The organism is Rossellomorea sp. GAMAL-10_SWC, assembly GCF_049568075.1.
In the GTDB taxonomy this organism is placed as follows: Bacteria; Bacillota; Bacilli; order Bacillales; family Bacillaceae_G; genus Gottfriedia.
Map to the genome: position 1 here is coordinate 4,752,843 of NZ_CP144911.1, position 17,263 is coordinate 4,770,105.

The window sequence follows — 17,263 nt, forward strand, 5'->3', positions numbered from 1 at the left end:
TGTGTGCATGCATAGATGTGACGGAATAAGCTACAAATGTGAGAAGAACTAAGATGAAATATAAGCTTGTCTTTTTTTGAGTTGTCTAGTTCCACACATTTCGTGTTTGAAAGGAGTGATGTGTTTGGTTGATTACGACTATAAATACCGAATAAAAAAAGATTTTGTAGAAAGAAGGAGTAATTTGGAAAAAGTAGAAATGGTTAAATGATGGAAACTTGCTTAAAAATGCTCAAAAAAAGCTTTTAGCAAGATATAGATAGAACGGGTATTTTTAAGAAAGTAGAGTAATAGATTTTTAAGTGAAATAATTTTTAAAAAGGGGAATTGATGACATGAAAGAAGCAGCTTTTGAAACAAAAATAATACCGCCTCATTTGAAACAGTACTTATCGGAGCAAAATTATGATCTTTACACGCCAATTGATCATGCTGTATGGCGCTATGTAATGAGACAAAATCATCATGCATTAAAAGATAAAGCACATTCTGCATTTGTCGATGGACTAAAGATGTCAGGAATTGAAACGGAAAAAATTCCAAATGTAGCTGAAATGAACGAGTGCCTTTCAAAAATCGGTTGGGGCGCAGGAATCGTTAATGGATTAATTCCAGGTGCTGCATTTTTTGAACTGTTAGCAAATGGTATTTTACCAATCGCAACTGAAATTAGACAAATCACGAATATAGAATATACACCTGCTCCAGATATTATTCATGAGGCTGCAGGACACGCGCCAATATTATTTGACCCTGTATTTAGAGAATACGTACAAAAAATTGGTTCAATTGGTGCAAAGGCATTTGCTACAAAAGAAAAACAAGAATTATTTGAAGCAGTTAGAAATTTAACGATTGTAATGGAAGATCCAAAATCGACTACAGAAGAAAAAGCTGCTGCACAAAAATTAGTTGAAGAAAGACAAAAAGCAATTGTTGGAATTTCAGAAGCTGAAAAAATTTCACGCGTATTCTGGAGAACAGTTGAATATGGTCTAATTGGTGAATTAGATAATCCCAAAATTTACGGCGCTGGTTTATTATCATCAGTAGGCGAAAGCACACATTGCTTTACAGATGCAGTTGAAAGACTACCTTTCTCTATTGAAGCTTCTACATTACAGCCGAAAAATATAACTGAAATGCAAGCACAATTATTCATATGCAAAGATTTCGATGAGTTAATGCAAGGTGCTGAAGAATTAGCAAGCACTATGGCATTCCGTGTAGGTGGTACAGAAAGCTTAGATAAAGCACTTAAATCAAAAAGCGTTGCAACATTTGAATTAAATTCTGGATTAAGTGTAACTGGTATTGTTCATGCAATCTTAAAAGATGAAAACGGTGAAGCAATTTACGTTAATACTACTGGCGAAACAGCACTTTCAATAAATAATAAGCAATTAGAAGGTCACGGAAAAGACTACCATGCTAAAGGGTTTGGTACACCAATTGGACTTCTAAAAGGAAATATTGAATTAGAAGAATGTGACGATGCTGCACTTAAAAATTTAGGTATTGTCGTAGGGAACTTTGTCGATTTAGAATTCTTAAGCAATGTAAGCGCTTCCGGTAGAATTGTGAATATTATTAAGAATGAAGACAAAGTTGCACTAATCTCATTTGAAGACTGTACTGTTACTTACGAAGGAAAAGAATTATTCAAAAAAGAGTGGGGAACTTTCGATATGGCAGTTGGTTCTCGAGTTGAATCAGCATACCCTGGTGCAGCTGACCCAACATCTTACTTTAGTGATTCAATTAAAGAAGTAGAGTTCGTAATGGAAACACCGGCTCCATTAACTGAATTAGAAAAATTATATAAAGAAGTTAGAGTAATTAGAGAAAAGAATTCATTCTGTGATGACTGTATTTCTAAACTAATTGCTGTGCATAATGAGCTTAATCGTGAACACCAAAGTGACTGGTTATTACGTTTAGAATTACTTGAAATTGCAACAGTTAATGCTAAATTAGAGCAAATTGTTGAGCCGCTAAAAGCTGAATTGGAAGTATTAAGAAAAGAGGATACTTTAAAGAATCTTATTACAAATGGCTTAAAGCTAGTATAATATGTAAGAATATTGGGAAAAGCATTACTTCTATAGAAGTAATGCTTTTCTTATTAATTAGTTCTGGTAATCTATAGATATAAATTTTTCATAATGAGAGAGGTGTTAACAATGGGGTTTGAAATAAAAGGAATTGATCATATTCAATTAGTTTGTCCAAAGGGTGGAGAGGACGAGGCTAGAAAATTTTATAAAGAAATTTTAGGTATGAAGGAACTGCCAAAGCCGGAAAATTTAAAAGGCAGAGGTGGATGCTGGTTTATTTGTGGTAATCAAGAAATTCATATTAGTATTCAAGAAGATTTTATTGCACCTAAAAAAGCTCATCCTGGTTTAATTGTTACAAACATAGAGGCATTAAGAGATCAACTTCTTCAACTCAATTTTGAAATCAAGGAGGAACCACCAATAGAAGGTCGTACTCGTTTTTTTGTTAATGATCCTTTTGGGAATAGGGTCGAGTTTTTAGAATTTCATTAAGTAAATAATTGATTAACCACTGTAAATTGACAGTGGTTATTTACTTTTAATTTAGAGATTTATCGATAATTAAATTGTTAAAATTGATATGATTTAATTATCAAATACAAAAGAAGGTGCTTCCAACATCGGGATTACTTCAATTTTATATTGCGAATGATGTTCTTTATGGGCAAGATTTTGAACATCCAACTAGTCAAAAAAGCTTTAGGGTTATCTATCATGAAAATTTAAATGAAACAAACTTAATTGAAGACTTCTCTTTTATAACTGTAGAAGATGAATCCAATTGGGAAAGAAGCTGCAATGCAATTTGAATTAACAGCCCAACCAATATCCCCTGAAGCAATGGACTTTGAAAAAATCAACTTAGACGTACCGTTTGACGCAGAAATTGACAATGACGATTATGAAGAGCTTGGTGAGCTTTATTTTGAATATTTTAGTGGAGATGGTCATCGAATTGGAGGGTATCCATACTTTACTCAGTCAGATCCAAGAGATTATGTAAAAAAAACTGAAAATCACTCTATCTTGTTATTACAAATTGATAGTGATGATACAATTGAATGTATGTTTGGTGACGTTGGTGTAGCGAACTTCTTTATTAAAAAAGAGGATCTGTTAAAAAAGGATTTTACTAATGTTCTATACACATGGGATTGTTGTTGAATTTTACAAGATGAAAGAGAGCATTATCCGGCTACAAGCAGGAAGTAATGCTCTTTTTATGGAACTAGTAATGAGTGAATGAAGAGATAATTAAAATTATCAGAATTATTAAGTAGTTTAGCTTGTAAAAGTTGCAAGGAGGTTTGTTATGAAATTTATCGCGTTCGAAAATATACACTTAGATGATGCGGCTAGTCTTTTGGCTATCCGTCATATGTATGACCGAAGTATAAATCCTGAATTACCATCTAAATTTGAAGAAGCTTCGTATGCTAAGAAAGCTATTGAGGCGCTTTTTAATGAAAAGGACAGTTTTGGTATTGCAGCGGTGAATGATTCCGAGTTAGTTGGCTATATGATTGGGTCAATTCAAACAGATAAAAATCGAGAACGTCATACATGGATTAAATATGCTGGAATGGCTATAGCAGAAAGTGAAAGTGAAGAGTTATATCGTGAATTATATGCAGAGTTTGCCAAGAAAATGGTAGAGCTTGGTTCGTTTAATCATTACGTAATGGTACCAAGTGGTAATAAGTCTACTTTAGATGCTTGGCTTCATTTAGGATATGCTTATGAGCAGGTTCATGGTATACGTGATTTGTCAGTTTCGTCTGATAAAGTATATGAAGATATACAGATTCGATTGGCAACTAGTGAAGATGAAAAAAGAATACGTGAATTAGCAACTGTAATTATGGAACATCAAGCGAAGTCACCGGTATTTGCACCAGGGTTTATTGAAGAAAGAGATGATTACAAGGAAGGTTACGCAGACATTATTAATGATGAAGCGGCAACGTTATGGTTAGCAATCTATCAAAATGAGATTGTAGGTTTCCAAGTATTTAAATCAGCAGCAGCATCTGATGAGAATTTATTAACACCTGAATCTTGCATTAGTTTAGTAGTAGGAGCAACCGTCGAATCTTCTCGGGGAATCGGTGTTAGTACGGCCTTATTACGTCATGGACTTACTGTTGCTGACAAAGATGGCTATAAATTTTGCGAAACAGATTGGAGAATTACGAATTTAGAATCCTCGAGATTCTGGCCAAAAAATGGGTTTAAACCGATAGCGTATCGACTAGTCCGTAAGATTGATCCAAGAATAATTTGGGCAACAGGCGTCTAAAGGGTCAGGAAAAGCAGGGAAATTAGGGAGTGTAGGAAACAGATGAAATTAGTTGGTAATAATATATATTTAAGACATTTAGAAGTTGCTGATGCAGAGGATTTTTTATCATACGAAGTTCGAAATAGAGCGTTTTTTAAACCTTTTACATATATAAAAGACGAGAGTTTCTATACTTTGGAAGCTCAGCAGGATCGTATTAAGTCATATAAAGAGAAAAGCGACAATGATTTGTATTATGGTTTTGGTATCTTTTTAAAGGAAACAGACGCTTTTATAGGTTTTACAATGTTAGCAGAGATTTTAAGAGGAGATTTACAAAGTTGTTTTGTTGGTTATTCTTTAGATGAACAACAAAATGGTAAAGGCTATACAACTGAAGCTGCAAGGTTAGTTGTAGAATATGCCTTTAATGAATTAAAATTACATCGCATTGAAGCGGGTGTAATGCCGCATAACATTGGTTCAATAAGAGTATTAGAAAAGGCGGGTTTCCATAAAGAGGGAATTGCCAAGAAAAATGTACGTATAAATGGGAAATGGGAAGATCACCAAATGCTAGCTATCATTAATGAAAATGAATAACTATAAAACTTTTGGAGGGATTAATATGAATATTATTAGTTATCCAGATATATCAAGTAGGCCACATAGTCTCACTGTGGAACGAGTAATGGAAAATTCTATAGATGTGTTGTATGAAGCTTGGACAAAAAGATTTGGTGATTGGTTTGCTGCGCCTGGTTCAGTGATTATGAAGGCAGAGGTTAATTCTGTATTTTTCTTTGAGACGCATTTTGAGGATAAACGTCATCCACATTATGGTCGCTTTTTAAAGCTTGAGCACAATCAACTTGTTGAGATTACTTGGTTCACTTCTGGATCCAAAACGGAGACTGTAGTAACTGTGGAGTTTTCAACAAATGAAAGTGGAGCGGCAGTTATTAGATTGACACATGCAGGCTTCCCAGATGAATTATCAAGAGACCAACACGAGCAAGCATGGCCGATGGTGCTTGAACAACTTGATCGTCGAATGAAGGAATTAGCATAAGTATGAAAAAAGAATCATTTCTTTTAGAGCTACAAGTATTAAAAGAAATTGCTGAAATATTAAACGAGGGTACTAATTTACACAGTACCCTCAATTGTGCCTTAGCCAAATTAATTCAAGTTACGGGTCTAGATACAGGATGGATTTTTTTAATTGATAAAAATGCGGGCTTCGAATTAGTCGCTTCACATGAATTACCTCCTGCTCTTATGAACGAAGAGGCTAAGCCAATGTGCAATGGAGATTGTTGGTGTGTAGATAAATATAATACCGGAAGACTCAATAAGGCATCAAACATTATGGAATGTAAAAGATTAGAAAACTCAGTTATTCATAATTGGGGAGAAACAAATGGTGTCACTCATCATGCGACTGTACCACTGCAAGCAGGTGAAGAATCTTTTGGTTTATTAAATGTTGCTGCTTCTAATAAATTAAAATTTGATCAGGAAGAATTGAATTTACTAGGTGCAGTTGCGTTGCAAATTGGAACAGCAATTAAACGAATTCAATTAACAGAACAGGTAAAAGAGTTTGAGGTGATTCAAGAAAGAAATCGTCTTGCAAAGGATTTACACGACTCAGTTAGTCAATTATTGTTTTCGATTAATGTAACTGCCAAAGCAGGTGCAAATGTATCCGACAATCTGAAATCAAAGGATACATTTAATCATATTCAACAAATTGCCCAAGAAGCACAAGCAGAAATGAAAGCCTTAATATGGCAGCTTAGACCACAGGGTATTGAAAAAGGAATAGTTAGTGCATTAATTAATTATGGTGAAATGCTAGGCTTAAAAGTAATTAGTAATGTAAAAGGTACAACGATATTACCTTCTAAAATAGAAGAAACGTTATGGCGTGTAGGTCAGGAAGCGTTTAATAATTGTAGAAAACATTCAGGACAAAATACGGTATATTTACAATTATCAATCAGTACAAAGAAAGTAAAAATGACGATTCGAGATCAAGGTGTCGGTTTTATATGCCCAAAGGATGTACAAATTCCAACATTAGGTTTGAAAAGCATGAAGGAAAGAGTCGAATCGATAAAAGGGTCGTTTTTAGTTGAAAGTGATTTGAATAAAGGAACAAAAATTACGACGAATATCCCTTTTTAAAAAGGAGCGTTTTATGTCTATTAAAATAGTAATTGCTGATGATCATCATGTAGTTAGGAGAGGACTTATTTTCTTCTTAAATACGCAAGATGATATCGAAGTTGTTGGGGAAGCATCGAACGGAGAAGAGGCATTAAGATTAGTTAAAGAGTTAAAACCTGATATTGTCATCATGGATTTAGCGATGCCAGTTCTAGATGGAATTGAAGCAACCAAAAGAATAAAAATAGAGGGCTTAACAGTTAAAGTAATGATTTTAACTAGTTTTTATGATCAAGATCATATTTTACCTGCAATTGAAGCAGGTGCAGCGGGATATTATTTAAAGGATAGTGACCCAGATGAGCTCGTTTCTGCGATCCGAAAGATACACGATGGGGAAAAACAGTTTCATTCGAAGGTTACGACGCAATTAGTTTCTGCATTAACTGGGAAGATCGAAACGAAGAACGATGAGTCATTTCAAGACAAATTAACTAAGCGAGAAATGGATGTATTGAAGGAAATTACGAGGGGAAAGAGTAATAAAGAAATTGCAGCATCATTATTTATTACAGAAAAAACTGTAAAAACCCATGTTTCGAATATATTAGCCAAGACTCAACTTCAAGATCGAACTCAATTGGCACTATATGCAGTACGAAATGGGATTATGAATTAGATATTAGTAGAAAGGAAGAGTGTTATGCGAATTCTTGTATTAGGAGCTGGAGGAATTGGCGGCTATTTTGGAGGACGCTTAGTAGAAAAAGGAGAAGATGTTACATTTTTAGTACGAGCTAATCGGAAAAAACAGCTAGAGGAAAATGGTTTAGTTATTCGTAGTGTGAATGGTGATTTTTCATTTCAACCGAATCTAATTACTGCAAAGAGTCCTGCCGAGATTTTTGACATCGTGCTTTTCTCGACTAAGTCATATCATTTAAGCGATGCTATTTTGGATGTAAAACCGTTCGTAGGTGATCAAACTGTTATTTTACCTCTTTTGAATGGTATTGCTCATCTAAATCCTTTAAAGCAGGCATTTGGTGACGAAAAGGTTATAGGTGGTTTATGTTTTATCGAAACAACTTTGAATGAAGCTGGGGAAGTTGCTCAAACAAGTAAAGCTGCTAGACTTGTATTTGATGAATTCTTAAGCAAAGAAACTGACCGTATTAAAAAAATTGCTGATGCATTTAGCGGATCAAAAGCTGACTTTGTCCTTAGTAAGCAGATTGAACGGGATATGTGGCATAAATACTTATTTATTACTGTAATGTCTGGTGTTACGTCTCTCATGCGTGCGCCAATTGGTCCAATTAGAGAAAGTGATGGTGGAAGAGCTACTATCCGTGAATTATTTGTGGAGTGCGCTAATATTATGAGATCCTATGGTGCACCGATTTCTGAAAATATTGTGGAAGAGCATATGAAATCAATTGATGCTCTTGGATATGATATGAAGTCCTCTTTGCAGAGGGATATGGAAAAATGGTCATTAGTAGAGGGGGATCATTTGCAAGGGTATTTACTAGAACTTGCAAAGAAAAAGGATATAACTGCTAAATTACTTGAATTAGTTTATCAAAACATTAAAGTTTATCAAAAAATGAATCAAGATCGTAGTAATCGAGAAACCGAACATTTATCAGTTTGAAATCTACAACTTTAGTTGTAGATTTTTTTCATTTTTATATACTCCTAAACGTGTAGAAAAGTTCTATCAAACGACTGAAGTTCGGACTTTATTAATTGACTATACTAAAGGTACGAATTAAAGGAGTGGAAAATATGAATATTATAATGATTAATGGTAGTCCAAGAAAAGAAGGTCGTACAGGTATATTAACTAAAATCATCTCGAAAAAATACAATGTAAAAACAATTGATTTAAGTGAACTAGTATTACCAATTTATAATGGTCAAGAGGAGCAAAATGAAAATGCTAATATCCAAAAATTAAGATCACAGCTAGAAAATGCTGATGCTATGATCATTGCAACACCGGAATATCATGGTGGAATGAGCGGAGCATTAAAAAACGCTTTTGACTTTTTAGGTAGTAAGCATTTTAAAGATAAGCCTGTTGCAATATTGGCTGTAGCCGGTGGAGGAAAGGGTGGCATTAATGCACTTAACAATATGAGAATTGTTTTAAGAGCATTATATGCAAATATTTTATCGAAACAAGTTGTGATTGATCCATCAGACTTTATATCAGAAGGTACTGCGTTAGAAGAAAATTCATCTTATTCAGTAAATAGCTTATTTCAAGAATTGAAGCTCTATGCTCAAATATCAAAAAAGCTAAATGAAGAATGGGCAACAACAAACTATTAAGGATAAGGTGATGACAATGATAAACTGGGTTCAGTTTAGAATTGCAAGACCTACAAACCAATTAGCTGAAATAAGTAAGTTCTATGGAGAAGGGCTAGGCTTAAAACGTGTGGGTGGTTTTCAAAATCACGATGGTTACGATGGAATCATGTTTGGATTACCTAATGTTGAATACCATTTAGAATTTACTCAACATATTGATGGAAGCCCATGTCCTGCCCCAACAAAGGATAATCTTTTAGTATTTTATATACCTCATAAAGCTGAAATAGATCTTGTCAAAAACCGATTAAATCATCTGGGTTATATTGCCGTTGAACCTGAGAATCCTTATTGGCTCGGAAAAAGTATTACATTTGAAGACCCGGATAGATGGAGAATTGTGTTAATGAATACTGAAGGGTTAAGGAATACTTAGAAATTCATTTTAGTAAAAAACACGACGAAGGACCTACTATGAAAGGTTCTTCATCGTGTTAAAATACCACGCAATCAATTTTTTAGAATTGTTGATATAACGGTAAAATTTTTTGAAAAGGAGTTAGAACCTGGAATGGGCCTTAGAAAATTATGTATATTAGATTGAATGAAATATACATAAATTGAATTTTACGATTGACCTATACCAATGGTCTATCAATTAATGTTGCGAATTCAAGATCATGTTCATGATCATCATTGATCGTGGTCATTCCTTTGACAAAGTGAACATGCTTACCATTTCCTACAGGTATTGGAGGACCCGTTTCAATAATAACCTCGTGATGATGATCTAGAAAATCTGTATTTACTACAATTCGGTGTATATGACTGTGTCTTCCTTTAGGAATGGCTTCACTTGTCACCCCAGCAAATCGATGATTATGTCGATCGTCATCTTCTTCGGCTAATTTGGTACTTGCCACGAATTCATGTACATGTGTTTGTGGTTTTTCTTCTTTGTGTTTTACTTCTTTCTCTTCATTAGCTTCTCTTTCATTTTCTTCATTTAACTCTCTTTCTCTTTCTCTTTCTCTTTCATTTTCTCTTTCCCTTAGTCTTTTTCGATATTCAAATGGGTCTCTTTTCATAAAATGACGCCCCCTTCGATAAAGATTGTCTTCCTTTCATTTTATTAGTACTAGTAAATAAATATGTTTATTAAACGTGCATATTTAGAATGTATTTTCACTCGGATACATTGAAATTCTTTCATAAAATAAGTAAAATGGAATAAATACTTATAAAAATAAGGTTGAAATAGATGGATACTTTCGATTTGAAAATTATTAATCGTTTAATGGATAATTCTAGAATAAAGTGGGCGGATTTAGCTAGTGAAGTTGGCTTGTCAGCTCCGGCTACTGCTGAACGTGTTAACCGATTAGTTGAACAAGGTGTGATTAAAGGGTTTGGTGTGCTAGTTGATTCAGAAAAAGTTGGAAGTGAATTAACTGCGTTTGTAGCTGTCTCGCTTGAGCGACCCGAAAATCGAGCTCCTTTTTTAGAGCTTGTTAATCAATTAGAGGAAGTGCAGGAATGTCACCATATTGCGGGTGAAGATGATTATTTACTAAAAATTAGAAGTAGAAATACAAAAGACTTAGATCGAGTAATTAGCCATGAAATAAAAGGGTTAAAGGGAGTAATAAGAACAAAAACAACAATTGTAATGGATACAACGAAAGAAACATTTCGACTGCCACTACAAAAACATAAATTTTCTATAGAGTAGGGAGGGTAACATGAATCTTGAATTTTATATTAAAGGATTAATAATTGGCTTATCAATTGCTGCACCTGTTGGTCCAATTGGAGTACTGTGTATCCGTAGAACTCTAGCGTATGGAAGAATGGTTGGTTTGGTTTCTGGTCTTGGGGCTGCTACTGCTGATGGTATTTATGGTTTAGTTGCAGGCTTTGGATTAACTGTTATTATGAATTTTTTAATTGGTCAGCATTTTTGGATTCAGTTAATCGGTGGTTTCTTCCTCTGCTATTTAGGTGTAAAAACACTTATTTCAAAAGCCAGTTATACTCAATCTGATACGCAAAAGAAAAATATAATTAATGCGTTTTTATCCGTTTTATTTTTAACGCTAACAAACCCAATGACGATTCTATCATTTATCGCCATTTTTGCAGGATTAGGAATCTCGAATTCAAATAGCAATATTGTTTCTTCCGTCATTTTAGTATTAGGGGTTTTTTGTGGTTCAAGTTTGTGGTGGGTAATATTAAGCAGTGGTGTGGGACTATTTAGATCTCGAATCAATGATCGGTCTTTAACATTAATTAACCGTTTATCAGGTATTATTATTATTATTTTTGGTGGTATAGCTTTGTATGGATTAATGTGAAATCTCACTTAGGATTAGTAAATAGCGGGTTTAATGATTGGTGTTTTAGGAATTATGTCACTTATTAAGTAAAGGAGGAAGCTATATACTAATAGCTCCCTTCTTATTGGTTCTTTGTTCTCTCTAGATTCGAATGGAAAGTCTTTTATTTATTGTAAAAAAACATAACATACCAAATTCCAATCGTTAGGAATGTTCCTAATGCGATAAATATTGCCTTATATACCCAATGAGGTAGGAAGAACAAGATAGCACCTATTCCACTTACGCCATTTCCTCCAACACCACTGTTTTTTAAATCTGCATGAGCTTCTTTTTTATACATGATTCCAAAACCAAGTAAAAACAAACCTAAAATCGTAAAGCAAATTAGATAAGCAAGATCATTTCTATTCATTTTCTTCACCCTTTTGTTAATGTTTCTTAATAGCTTAAGGATAAGTTAGCTATTATTATTTTTAAACCATTTTTTTCCATTTTTGAATAAATTTTAACTACTATGGCACTGATCTAAGTTTACCTCTAATAGTAGCTGTTAACGATTTTCTGCTGCTTAACTTGGCTTTATTAAATAAAAAAATATAAATTGATCATAAGTTTGTGTAAAATAAATAGTATTGACATATAATAAGTGTTGTAACTATAATGGTTACATCGGAGGTTGAATCCTATGAAAATCAGTAGTCGTTTTACCGTTGCTGTTCATATTTTATCTTTAGTCACGATGGAGAATAGCACGCTTTGTACTTCCGAATGGATTGCAGGAAGTGTAAATACGAATCCAGTCGTAATTAGAAGAGTAATGGGAAAACTTAAGAATGCTGGGTTAATTCAAGTCCGTCGAGGAACCGGTGGAGCTACACTTCATAAGCCTTTAAGTGAAATTACACTTTTAGATGTTTATAGAGCGGTTGAAGTCGTAGAAGAAGGAGAACTTTTTCAATTTCATGAGAAACCGAATCCGAATTGTCCAGTCGGTGCAAATATTCAAGCAGTGTTAGAGCTGATCTTAAATCGAGCACAAGAAGCAATGGAAAAAATACTGGACGAAGTTACTATGGAAGAATTAGTTACAGTATTAAGCAAAAAAATTGGATAATATCATTCAATTTTTTTTGTAAATGATGTAACTTGAATTGTTACATCTATATATTATTTATATTTTTTTAAAGTAGTTGTAACTATTTTTGTTACAACCATGAGGTCAAAATAACTTAAATTTTAGGAGGAAGAAAAAAGATGAAAATTGGTATTATTGGAGCAACAGGAAAAGCAGGAAATCTTATTTTAAAAGAAGCAGTAGAAAGAGGACATGAGGTAACAGCAATCGTAAGAAATGCTTCTAAATTAACAAATAAAGAAGTATCAGTATTGGAAAAGGACTTATTAGATTTAAATTCAACTGACTTAAAGCAATTTGATGTTGTTGTAAATGCATTTAAAGCAGCTGAAGACCATGAGCATCTTTATATTGAAGCTGGGAATGTTTTAATAAATTCTTTAAAAGGTGTTAACGATACTAGATTAATCGTAGTTGGTGGAGCTGGCAGCTTGTATGTTGATGAAGAAAAAACGATTCAATTAGTGGACACACCTGAATTTCCAAAAGAATATTATGCTACTGCATCACATATGACAAAAGGTCTTCACGAATTACAAAAAACAACTGATATTAAGTGGACATTTATTAGCCCAGCGGCATTTTTTGATCCAAATGGTAAACGTACAGGAGCTTATCAAAAAGGAAAAGACAATTTTATTGTTAATAAAAAAGGTAATAGCTACGTTAGTTATGCTGACTATGCAATTGCATTATTAGACGAGATTGAAAATCCACAGCATATTAATGATCGATTTACATTGGTTTCTGAAGCAGAATAAGTTTCAGACTGCCCGCCAAACGCTCGCTTTCTTCGTTGCTTCGCCTGACTGCGGTGCTCATTACCGACTAAGGTAACTCCGCTCCTCACCAGGCTTCGCGCCTCGAAAGACTAGCGCTTGCAATCAGTCTGAAAATCAAAAAGCGATTCTTTATTAGAATCGCTTTTTTTATTTATAAAAATAAAATGGACCCCATAGTTTGAAGTCCGCCAATTATTGCCTATATTTGTTTCTTTTTATAACCATAAAAATACATACTTAGAGGCCACCAAATAACTGCAAAAATTGGATATACAGCCCAAATTGTATCTGGGGATGAAATGATATTTACAATGATAAAGAAAAGACTAATTAGTAGGCTAGCTGTAAACGAAAATGCTACAAACGCTTTTCTATTCGCATGATAAATGGATAATGGCCACCAAATAATTGCAAATGCCGGATAAATGACCCAAGGATATTCTGGAAAAGCGATAAAATTCAAAAACCCATAGTATGCGATCGTAATGATACTGCCAAGAAGAGCAATTGGTAATGTTCTAGCATTCTTACCTAAATGCATGAGAATTGGCCAACTAATAATTGGAAAGGCTGCATAGAAAAACCAAAGATAATCAGGTGAGTGAATTAAGTTCTCCGCTAACAAGAAAGCTAGGAGTATGATACTACTAAAGAGTGAGAATTGCTTCATCGATTTTTTTCCAATGAAATATAAACTTATTGGCCAAAATAAAATGAAAAAACATGGGTAAATAAACCAAATCGTGCTAGGAGATGTAATAAAATTAACGAGCATAAAAAAGACCATCGTCATAATACAGCCTGCAGTTGCAAAACCGATATAATTTTTCACTGTTCTTCACCTCACTTTTTACGTTGCCAGTAGAAATACATTGAAAGAGGCCACCATAATAGACCAAACGTTGGGTACACAAACCATATAGTCTGTGGAGTGTAGTAAAAATTAATAAATAAGAAGAATGCGATTAGTAAGCCACTGCCCCAAATTGAATAAGATAAATTTAGTTTTGCAAAATTTGCTTTCTTGCTATCTGGTTTTTTAACACCAAGTTCTCTCTTTAATTCCTCAATGTCCCCAAATTCTACAATTGCTTTGTTTATAGCATCTTCTTCTTCCTTACCATTTTCCATTAAAAACATGACTTTTTCTTCTAAGTTCTGAATGATCTCTTGTTTAACTATTTCTGATTGTTCAGTTTTAGGAACATCTTTAAATAGTTCTTCAATATGATTTCTAATTTTTTTCATTCTATCTCCTCCATGAATAGATTAATAATTTCTTTTACTTCTTGCCATTCTTTTACTAATTCACTTAAATATGCTTTACCTAATGAAGTGATTTTGTAATATTTTCTTTTTCCACCGTGTGTAATATCGCCAAAATAAGCTTCCACTAATTCCTTTTTTTCTAAGCGCTGAAATACAGCGTATAATGTTGCTTCTTTTATTTGAAACCGATTGTCTGTCCGTAATCCAATTTCTTGAGAAATCTCATATCCATAGCGATCTTTCTCAGAAATAAGTTTTAATATGATTGAGTCAAGATGCCCGCGTATGATGTCACTTCTAACCATAATTCACCTGTTCACCTTCTATAATATTATTCTATCTGATAGAGTAATGTTAACAATAATTACTCTGTCTGTCAAAGTAATTTTATGTGATTTTGTTTTTGACTATTCGATAGAAGTGAAATAAGCCCGTCCAAAGCCAAAATAAACTAATTATCTTTTCTGTGTCCTGCTTTACTATATGTCACATTTTTTGTATTTCATTCGTCTTAATTAGTGAAGAAAAGGAAAGGGAGAGATAATATTATGAACTTAAATCAAATAGATGGTCATCAAAAATGGGATGTTACTGTATTAGGTGGTGGGATTGCTGGGTTAACTGCATCAATTTACTTAGCTCAAGCAGGTAAAAAAGTACTTCTATTGGATAAAGCATCTAAATTAGGTGGGAGAGGTATTTCGAATACAATTGGCGATGCACATTTAAATCTTGGAGCACACGCATTATATACAAACTGTATCGAAATTTTAAATGAAGTAGGTGTTACTGTTTCTGGCAAGCTTCCAAAATTGAGTGGTGCATTTATTCTTGGAAATCAATCTAATCAAATGAAAATAATCGAGGCATTTAACTTATTTTTGGGTAATCATTTAAAATGGAAAGAAAAAATGGAATTTATTCGATTTTACCGACATATTCGTAAAATGGATTTGGATGAAATCAATCATATTAGTTTAGAAGAATATTTAAATAGAAAAATAACAAGTGAACGTGTAAAGAATTTAATTTTAGCCTTTATACGCGTATCTACATTTACTAGTAATTCTGAAATAATAAGTGCCGGAGTGGCAATAGGTCAGCTTCGTAGTGCGAAGGTATTGTATATAAACGAAGGATGGCAATCAATTGTTAACGACCTAATTAAAAAGGCGAACCAACTTGGTGTTACAATTCAAAATAGTACAGTAGTGTCTAAAATTACTGGTTCTTATCCAAACATAAATCTTATTTTGAAAAATGATACTATGATCAACACTAGCTGTTTGTTATCGACAATTAATCCAATTGATTTAGTTAAGTTAATAGATGAGCCAATCTCTGATTCATTTTTACAAAAATGTAATCAAATGATTCCAGTAAAAGCTGCATGCCTTGACCTTGTCATGAAAGGTTTACCAAATCCAAAACTCAACTTTGCTTTAGGTGTTGATCAACCATGGTATTTTTCAAATCATTCATCAGTAGCTAAATTATCGAATAAAGAAGGCGAAATTGTAGTTCATCTAATGAAATATTTAAACTCGGTCAACGAAACCGATTCTGCAAAAGATGAGGAAGAACTAGAAGGTTTGCTTGATGTACTTCAACCAGGTTGGAGAGACTATGTAATTTCACGACGCTATCTTCCTAAGCTTATCGTTTCTAACGACATAAAAAAGCCATTTCATAAATTGGATAAACATTTATCAAATAGTGATATTGGCTTGGAAGGCATTTATATTGCAGGAGACTGGGTAGGGGAGACAGAACTTCTATTAAATGCATCTCTAACAAGTGTTAAAAATGCTACTAAACTAATAAATGAGAAGCTTGAACTTCAACTAATTTAAAATAGAGGAGAAGATACTTCATGGAAGTAGACTATCTATATTCTAAATATAAGCCACTTTTATTTTCAATCGGATATAGTATGCTAGGATCGGTTGAGGATTCGGAGGATTTGGTACAGGATACATTTCTTACAGTTCAAAAGATGAATCAATCCAACACAAAAGAAGAGCCGAATAATATAAAAGCATTCTTATGTAAAATAATGACAAATCGTTGCTTGGATTTATTAAAATCCTCAAAAAATAAGCGCGAAGTTTATATAGGGCCGTGGCTTCCAGAACCGCTTATTCAAAACTTACCTGAAGATTTAAATGATGATCCGATGGAAAAGATGATTTTAGATGAAACGATAACATATGCATTTTTAGTTTTACTTGAACAGTTAAATCCAACCGAAAGAGCTGTATTTGTATTACGTGAAGCCTTTCAGTTTGACTTCAGTACAATCGCTAATATTTTAAATAAGACCGAATTGAATTGCCGTAAAATATTCAGTAGACTTAAGCGCAAAGTCCAAAGTAAGGATGTAGTGGAAAAACGAAATCTAAATCAAGAGCTAGCCATTGCAAAACGATTTATTGAAGCTGCGGAAACAGGTAATTTAGATATGCTAATATCACTTTTAACGGAAGATATCGTACTAATTACAGACGCCGGTGGCAAAACGAAGGCTGCTCTTCGCCCAATCAATCTACAGAAAAATGTTATTGCATTCCTTGTTGGTGTTAGGAAGAAAATTAACTCTCCATCCGAAACCGATATTGTTTTGATCAATAATCAAATTGGTTTAATTGTTAAAAGTGAAGGCGACGAGCCAACCGTAATTTGTTTTGAAATAGAAGGAGACCGTTATCGTAGTATTTATATGCTTCGAAATCCTGAAAAAATAAGATTTTTAAGTTGAGTACTAGGAACATCTTAAACATTAGAACAGGGCGTCCCACTTTTTATGGGATTCCTTGTTTTTATATAATCAGGAAAAAAGAGATTTAGTAACTCATAAGATATTCATGAGTAAGAAAGATGAAATATCTTGACTCATA

Annotated in this window: 23 protein-coding genes; 18 read left to right on the plus strand and 5 right to left on the minus strand. The window is 33.5% G+C overall.

The annotated features are described in order from the left end of the window. Positions 1 to 335: 335 nt before the first annotated feature. From V5E38_RS22920 to V5E38_RS22975, 12 genes are all read left to right on the plus strand, one after another. Positions 336 to 2,072: an aromatic amino acid hydroxylase gene (locus V5E38_RS22920; protein ID WP_499211570.1), complete on the plus strand. Its 1,737-nt coding sequence runs from the start codon at positions 336 to 338 to the stop codon at positions 2,070 to 2,072. 111 nt (positions 2,073 to 2,183) lie between these two features. After that, on the plus strand, positions 2,184 to 2,552 hold the full coding sequence (locus V5E38_RS22925; RefSeq protein ID WP_499211571.1) for a VOC family protein: 369 nt from the start codon (positions 2,184 to 2,186) through the stop codon (positions 2,550 to 2,552). A gap of 116 nt (positions 2,553 to 2,668) precedes the next feature. After that, complete coding sequence (locus V5E38_RS22930) at positions 2,669 to 2,869, plus strand: DUF1963 domain-containing protein (RefSeq protein ID WP_499211572.1); 201 nt, start codon at positions 2,669 to 2,671, stop codon at positions 2,867 to 2,869. Beyond that, complete coding sequence (locus tag V5E38_RS22935; RefSeq protein ID WP_499211573.1) at positions 2,832 to 3,224, plus strand: YwqG family protein; 393 nt, start codon at positions 2,832 to 2,834, stop codon at positions 3,222 to 3,224. Before V5E38_RS22930 ends, V5E38_RS22935 begins: the two co-directional genes overlap by 38 nt. Positions 3,225 to 3,372: 148 nt before the next feature. Continuing rightward, complete coding sequence (locus V5E38_RS22940) at positions 3,373 to 4,359, plus strand: GNAT family N-acetyltransferase (RefSeq protein ID WP_499211574.1); 987 nt, start codon at positions 3,373 to 3,375, stop codon at positions 4,357 to 4,359. Positions 4,360 to 4,401: 42 nt separating this feature from the next. Then, positions 4,402 to 4,944 (plus strand): GNAT family N-acetyltransferase, encoded by a 543-nt coding sequence (locus V5E38_RS22945; RefSeq protein WP_499211575.1) that lies wholly within the window; start codon positions 4,402 to 4,404, stop codon positions 4,942 to 4,944. A 25-nt stretch (positions 4,945 to 4,969) separates the two neighbouring features. After that, entirely contained in the window at positions 4,970 to 5,413 is a 444-nt protein-coding gene (locus V5E38_RS22950) for an SRPBCC family protein (protein WP_499211576.1), read from the plus strand. Positions 5,414 to 5,415: 2 nt separating this feature from the next. Continuing rightward, positions 5,416 to 6,534, plus strand: coding sequence for a GAF domain-containing sensor histidine kinase (locus V5E38_RS22955; RefSeq protein ID WP_499211577.1), 1,119 nt, complete (start codon positions 5,416 to 5,418; stop codon positions 6,532 to 6,534). 13 nt (positions 6,535 to 6,547) lie between these two features. After that, positions 6,548 to 7,195: a transcriptional regulator gene (locus V5E38_RS22960; RefSeq protein ID WP_499211578.1), complete on the plus strand. Its 648-nt coding sequence runs from the start codon at positions 6,548 to 6,550 to the stop codon at positions 7,193 to 7,195. Positions 7,196 to 7,219: 24 nt separating this feature from the next. Beyond that, positions 7,220 to 8,173, plus strand: coding sequence for a ketopantoate reductase family protein (locus V5E38_RS22965; protein ID WP_499211579.1), 954 nt, complete (start codon positions 7,220 to 7,222; stop codon positions 8,171 to 8,173). A 134-nt stretch (positions 8,174 to 8,307) separates the two neighbouring features. Further along, positions 8,308 to 8,856, plus strand: a complete 549-nt coding sequence (locus V5E38_RS22970; RefSeq protein ID WP_499211580.1) for an NADPH-dependent FMN reductase — start codon at positions 8,308 to 8,310, stop codon at positions 8,854 to 8,856. Positions 8,857 to 8,872: 16 nt separating this feature from the next. After that, a complete protein-coding gene (locus V5E38_RS22975; RefSeq protein WP_499211581.1) occupies positions 8,873 to 9,274 on the plus strand; it encodes a VOC family protein in 402 nt (133 codons plus the stop codon). A 202-nt stretch (positions 9,275 to 9,476) separates the two neighbouring features. Here V5E38_RS22975 and V5E38_RS22980 read toward each other — a convergent pair whose 3' ends face one another. Beyond that, on the minus strand, positions 9,477 to 9,926 hold the full coding sequence (locus tag V5E38_RS22980) for a YmaF family protein (protein WP_499211582.1): 450 nt from the start codon (positions 9,924 to 9,926) through the stop codon (positions 9,477 to 9,479). A gap of 173 nt (positions 9,927 to 10,099) precedes the next feature. Here V5E38_RS22980 and V5E38_RS22985 point away from each other — a divergent pair, with 173 nt between their 5' ends. Together V5E38_RS22985 and V5E38_RS22990 are read left to right on the plus strand one after the other, a co-directional pair. Next, positions 10,100 to 10,570 carry an Lrp/AsnC family transcriptional regulator gene (locus V5E38_RS22985; protein WP_097975163.1) on the plus strand — a complete coding sequence of 157 codons (471 nt, stop codon included), beginning with the start codon at positions 10,100 to 10,102 and terminating at the stop codon, positions 10,568 to 10,570. 10 nt (positions 10,571 to 10,580) lie between these two features. Then, a complete protein-coding gene (locus V5E38_RS22990; protein ID WP_098428497.1) occupies positions 10,581 to 11,195 on the plus strand; it encodes a LysE family translocator in 615 nt (204 codons plus the stop codon). Positions 11,196 to 11,340: 145 nt separating this feature from the next. Here V5E38_RS22990 and V5E38_RS22995 read toward each other — a convergent pair whose 3' ends face one another. Beyond that, positions 11,341 to 11,592, minus strand: a complete 252-nt coding sequence (locus V5E38_RS22995; protein WP_499211583.1) for a hypothetical protein — start codon at positions 11,590 to 11,592, stop codon at positions 11,341 to 11,343. Positions 11,593 to 11,865: 273 nt separating this feature from the next. Between V5E38_RS22995 and V5E38_RS23000 the strand changes: the two genes are divergently transcribed. Both V5E38_RS23000 and V5E38_RS23005 read left to right on the plus strand, forming a co-directional pair. After that, positions 11,866 to 12,294: an Rrf2 family transcriptional regulator gene (locus V5E38_RS23000; RefSeq protein ID WP_499211584.1), complete on the plus strand. Its 429-nt coding sequence runs from the start codon at positions 11,866 to 11,868 to the stop codon at positions 12,292 to 12,294. 140 nt (positions 12,295 to 12,434) lie between these two features. Beyond that, a complete protein-coding gene (locus tag V5E38_RS23005; RefSeq protein WP_499211585.1) occupies positions 12,435 to 13,076 on the plus strand; it encodes an NAD(P)-dependent oxidoreductase in 642 nt (213 codons plus the stop codon). A gap of 220 nt (positions 13,077 to 13,296) precedes the next feature. On the opposite strand, the gene V5E38_RS23010 is transcribed toward V5E38_RS23005, so the two are convergent. The 3 genes from V5E38_RS23010 to V5E38_RS23020 are packed head-to-tail and all read right to left on the minus strand — an operon-like array spanning position 13,297 to position 14,671. After that, the gene (locus tag V5E38_RS23010) at positions 13,297 to 13,929 is read right to left on the minus strand and encodes a hypothetical protein (RefSeq protein WP_499211586.1); all 633 of its coding nucleotides are present in this window, start codon (positions 13,927 to 13,929) and stop codon (positions 13,297 to 13,299) included. Between the two features lie 11 nt (positions 13,930 to 13,940). Continuing rightward, entirely contained in the window at positions 13,941 to 14,345 is a 405-nt protein-coding gene (locus V5E38_RS23015) for a permease prefix domain 1-containing protein (protein ID WP_387325727.1), read from the minus strand. After that, on the minus strand, positions 14,342 to 14,671 hold the full coding sequence (locus V5E38_RS23020) for a PadR family transcriptional regulator (RefSeq protein ID WP_499211587.1): 330 nt from the start codon (positions 14,669 to 14,671) through the stop codon (positions 14,342 to 14,344). The genes V5E38_RS23015 and V5E38_RS23020 overlap by 4 nt, the downstream gene beginning before the upstream one ends. A 243-nt stretch (positions 14,672 to 14,914) precedes the next feature. Here V5E38_RS23020 and V5E38_RS23025 point away from each other — a divergent pair, with 243 nt between their 5' ends. Further along, positions 14,915 to 16,219 carry a phytoene desaturase family protein gene (locus V5E38_RS23025; protein ID WP_499211588.1) on the plus strand — a complete coding sequence of 435 codons (1,305 nt, stop codon included), beginning with the start codon at positions 14,915 to 14,917 and terminating at the stop codon, positions 16,217 to 16,219. Positions 16,220 to 16,239: 20 nt separating this feature from the next. Next, the gene (gene sigJ / locus V5E38_RS23030; RefSeq protein ID WP_499211589.1) at positions 16,240 to 17,124 is read left to right on the plus strand and encodes a sigma-70 family RNA polymerase sigma factor family protein; all 885 of its coding nucleotides are present in this window, start codon (positions 16,240 to 16,242) and stop codon (positions 17,122 to 17,124) included. Positions 17,125 to 17,263: the final 139 nt, after the last annotated feature.